The 4039-nt window shown below is 70.6% G+C and carries 3 protein-coding genes and 1 pseudogene; all 4 read right to left on the reverse strand.

Going from position 1 to position 4039, the window contains the following annotated elements; translation table 11 throughout:
- Positions 1-231 precede the first annotated feature (231 nt).
- A complete protein-coding gene (locus AC08OP_RS22100) occupies positions 232-1635 on the reverse strand; it encodes a class II 3-deoxy-7-phosphoheptulonate synthase (RefSeq protein WP_476615936.1) in 1404 nt (467 codons plus the stop codon).
- Between the two features lie 135 nt (positions 1636-1770).
- A complete protein-coding gene (locus AC08OP_RS22105) occupies positions 1771-2796 on the reverse strand; it encodes a 6-phosphofructokinase (protein ID WP_462203892.1) in 1026 nt (341 codons plus the stop codon).
- A 143-nt stretch (positions 2797-2939) separates the two neighbouring features.
- Positions 2940-3470: a polyadenylate-specific 3'-exoribonuclease AS gene (locus AC08OP_RS22110; RefSeq protein WP_476615937.1), complete on the reverse strand. Its 531-nt coding sequence runs from the start codon at positions 3468-3470 to the stop codon at positions 2940-2942.
- A gap of 4 nt (positions 3471-3474) precedes the next feature.
- Positions 3475-4039 (reverse strand): annotated as a pseudogene (locus AC08OP_RS22115) (hypothetical protein); the annotation flags it as partial.

A 4039-nucleotide genomic window follows, 5' to 3' on the forward strand; every position in this document is an offset into this window, starting at 1 on the left:
CGCCACAACCCCGGCACCGTCATCGGCGTCGGTCTCCGCCTCACCAGAGCTGATCATCACCGAATCAGCCAACCCGCCCGGCAGGCGGGGCACCGACGCGGCTCCCGCCACGACCCCGGCAGACGCCACGACCCCGGCAGACGACACCACCGCCTCCGATGCCACGCCGACCACGGTAGGCGCGCCCTCGCCGCAGAGCCCCCCGGACGGGGTACCGACGCCGGGATCCCGTTAGCCCACGAGGGCCACGGCGCCGCGTTCTCCCCGGGTGTTCTGCAGCATCTCGGCGACGAGGAAGGCCAGTTCCAGCGCCTGCCCGGTGTTCAGACGTGGGTCGCAGGCGGTCTCGTAACGGCCGCCGAGGTCGTCTTCCCCGATGAGTTCGGCCCCACCGAGGCACTCGGTGACGTTCTCCCCGGTCAGCTCGATGTGCAGGCCACCGGGGTGGGTGCCCAACGCCTTGTGGACCTCGAAGAAGCCGAAGACCTCGTCGAGGACATCGTCGAAGTGGCGCGTCTTGACGCCGCCCACGTCACGGGTGTTGCCGTGCATCGGATCGCACGACCACACCACGGGCGGCCCGGCAGCGTTGACCTTCTCGATGATCGAGGGCAACGTGTCCCGGACCCGCTTCGCCCCCATCCGGGAGATCAGGGTGAGCCGGCCGGGGACATGGTCGGGGTTGAGCCGCTCGGCAAGCTCGAGGACCTCGTCCGGGCCAGCCTTCGGCCCGATCTTGCAGCCGATCGGATTGCCCACCCGGGACAGCAGGTTGACATGGGCACCGTCGAGGTCCCGGGTCCGCTCGCCGATCCAGATCATGTGGGCGGACAGGTCGTACGGATCGCCGGTGGCGTCCTCGATCCGGGTCAGAGCACGCTCATACTCCAGCAGAAGGCCCTCGTGACTCGTGAACAGCTCGACCCCGCTCAGCGCGGCGGTCCGATCGAGGTCGATGCCACAGGCGGCCATGAAGGCGAGGGCACGCTCGATGTCCGTCGCCATCACCTCGTAGCGGCGACCCGCCGCGGAATCCCGCACGAACGCCTTGTTCCACTCGTGGACCTTCGACAGGTCGGCGAAACCGCCGGTGGCGAAGGCCCGCACGAGGTTCAGCGCGACTGCGCTCTGATGGTAGGCGGCGACCATCCGCATCGGATCGGGCCGCCGCGCGGCGGCCGTGGGCGCGATGTCGTTGACGGCGTCGCCCCGGTAGGAGGGCAGCCCGGTGCTGGCCTCGATGTCCGCGGACCGCGGCTTGGCGTACTGCCCGGCGATGCGGGCGACCTTCACCACCGGCGTGCTCGCGCCATAGGTGAGGACGACCGCCATCTGCAGCAGCGTCTTGACCTTGTCCCGAATCTTGTCGGCGGTGTTCGCCACGAAGGTCTCGGCGCAGTCACCGCCCTGCAACAGGAACGCCTCGCCCCGAGCAACCAGCGCGAGACGGTCGGTCAGGGACCGAACCTCGGGCGCGGTGACCAGCGGGGGGAGGGCCGCAAGCTGGTCGTAGGCGGCTCTCAACTCTGCCGGGTCAGGCCAGGACGGCTGCTGCTTGGCCGGAAGAGTCCGCCAGAGATCCAGTACGCTCACGATACCAGGGTACGGGCCCAGTCGAGTTCGGGCGGTCACCATCGCCCGACATTTTTCCGGGGAATCGGCATCTTCCTTCGGACAGGCATCCGCCCGGGAATCGGCACCCAGCCCTGGCTCCCGGACCGGGATTGGTTCCCGGACCGGGTCCGGCCCGACGGCCCGCCCCTTCCCTGGTCAGCCGAAGAAGATCTCGGCCTCGTGGTAGAGTTCCTCGGGCACCGTCTTGAGCTCACGGGTCGCATCCTGCAGCGGAACCCGGTCGATGCGGGTGCCGTGCAGGGCGACCATCACCCCGAAGTCGCCTTCGTGCACGGCGTCGACGGCGTGCAGTCCGAAACGCGTCGCGAGCCACCGGTCGAAGGCCGTGGGCGTGCCGCCGCGCTGCAGATGCCCGAGCACCGTGGCACGCGCGTCACGACCAGTGCGGGCGCGGATCTCGGTCTCCAGGACCGCCCCGATGCCCTGCAGGCGGACATGCCCGAAGGCATCGACCTCGCCCTCCCTGGCGACCATGGTGCCCGTGATCGGGACGGCGCCCTCGGCCGCGACGATGATCGGCGCGTAGTGGGTGGCAAATCGAGCCTCGACGAAGGCGCACACCTTGTCGAAATCGAACGGCCGCTCCGGGATGAGAATGACGTTGGCTCCCCCCGCCATGCCGCTGTGCAGGGCGATCCACCCGGCATGGCGGCCCATGACCTCAACGATCAACACCCGGTGATGGCTTTCCGCGGTGGTGTGCAGCCGGTCAATCGCCTCCGTGGCGATGTTGACCGCGGTGTCGAAACCGAAGGTGTAGTCCGTCGCGGAGAGGTCGTTGTCGATGGTCTTGGGTACTCCGACCACGGGCAGTCCCTCGGCGTGCAGCTGGGCGGCCACCCCCAGGGTGTCCTCCCCGCCGATCGCGATGAGCGCGTCCACCGCGGCGGCGGCGAGGTGCTCGCGCACCAGCGCGGGCCCGTCCACGGCGGCGTAGGGATTCGTGCGGCTGGAGCCGAGGATCGTGCCGCCGCGCGGGAGGATCCCCCGCACGGCCGCGATGTCCAGAGGGACCGTCTCGCCGGTCAGCGGCCCCCGCCAGCCGTCCCGGTACCCGACGAAGCTGTGGCCGTAGACGCTCTCTCCCTTGCGCACGACGGCCCGGATCACCGCGTTGAGTCCCGGGCAGTCGCCGCCACCGGTCAGTACGCCGATCCTCATCCCGAGTCCTCCCGTCGACCGTACACCGCTTTCTCCGGCGGCAGCGTAGCGGGATGGCCGTGCTTCAGGACAACATTGTGGTTACGTGGCGTGGCGACGATAGGCCGCCGCGGCCGCGTCATCGACTCATCGGGATGGGTGACTCATCGGGATGGGTCCGAGACGGCGGCGACCTGGGCGCGCAGCGGGGCGAGAACCCGCCACCGGGCGAGGTTGTGCAAGGCGTCAGCGAGCGCATCGTGGGCGTTGGGCGGCGGTGCAGGAAGAACCGGCCGGCCCACTTCCTCCCACAGCTGACGCAGGTCCCGGGTGAAGCGGGGCAGCTGGGCGGGCAGGGCGGTCATCGTACCGAAGAGCTGGCAGAGCACCACGTGGTCATAGGCCCCGTACCAGGCCCACAGCTCGGGGGTACCGCCCGCGGTCAACAGCGCGGCGACCTCGTCACGGATTCGGGCCCGCGGCTTCCACGCCTCGCCCGACGGCGACGGCAGCTGGTCGATGACGTTGCGACGGACCCAGGGCACGGCCCACGACGGGTCGAACTCGGTCGACACGGCATAGTACCGCTGTGTGCCGTCCTCGCTGACGATTCCGATGCTGACCAGATCGAGCCAGTGATGACCGGTGTCGGTGCGTTCGATGAACTCGGTGTCGTAAAAGAAGCGGGTTCCCACCGGCTCAGTCTCCTCCGACCAAGGTGTCCGCCATGGTCGGCGGCTCGGCCGCGGACCACCCCGGGCCAGGGCCCGAGCGTCGGCGCCACGGGCGCAGCAAGGCCCCGAGCAGCAGCGCCGCCAGGGCGGCACCGATCAACGGCAGCAGCCACAGCAGCGGCCCGGAGTACTCCTCCGTGGCGTCATCCCCGGACGCCGCCGCCCGCGGACCGCCCGACGCCGGCGACCGCCCTCCTGCCGGGACGATCGCCGGCGTCGCGCGGCAGCCGGCCGCACCCGCGACGGACGGCGGAGTCACCGCGGGACCGGTCGCCGGGGAGACCCGGACCTCGACCCGGGCGGCGCCGGGATCATTGACGAGGCAGAGCAGACCAGCCCCGGGCGCGGACGTTACCCGCGCCCCGGTGACCTGCACCTGGTAGCCCGTCGGATAGGACCAGGCCGGCACGCTGATCGCGGTCGCCGTGCCGGCAGCGAGGGGCGGCCCGGCCGACGGCGTGGTCCGGTAGGCCACCATCAGCACCCGCGACGCGTCGAAGCGCAACACCTCCGGTACCCCGGCGATGGCC

This window comes from Frankia sp. CeRuru1 (assembly GCF_977966315.1).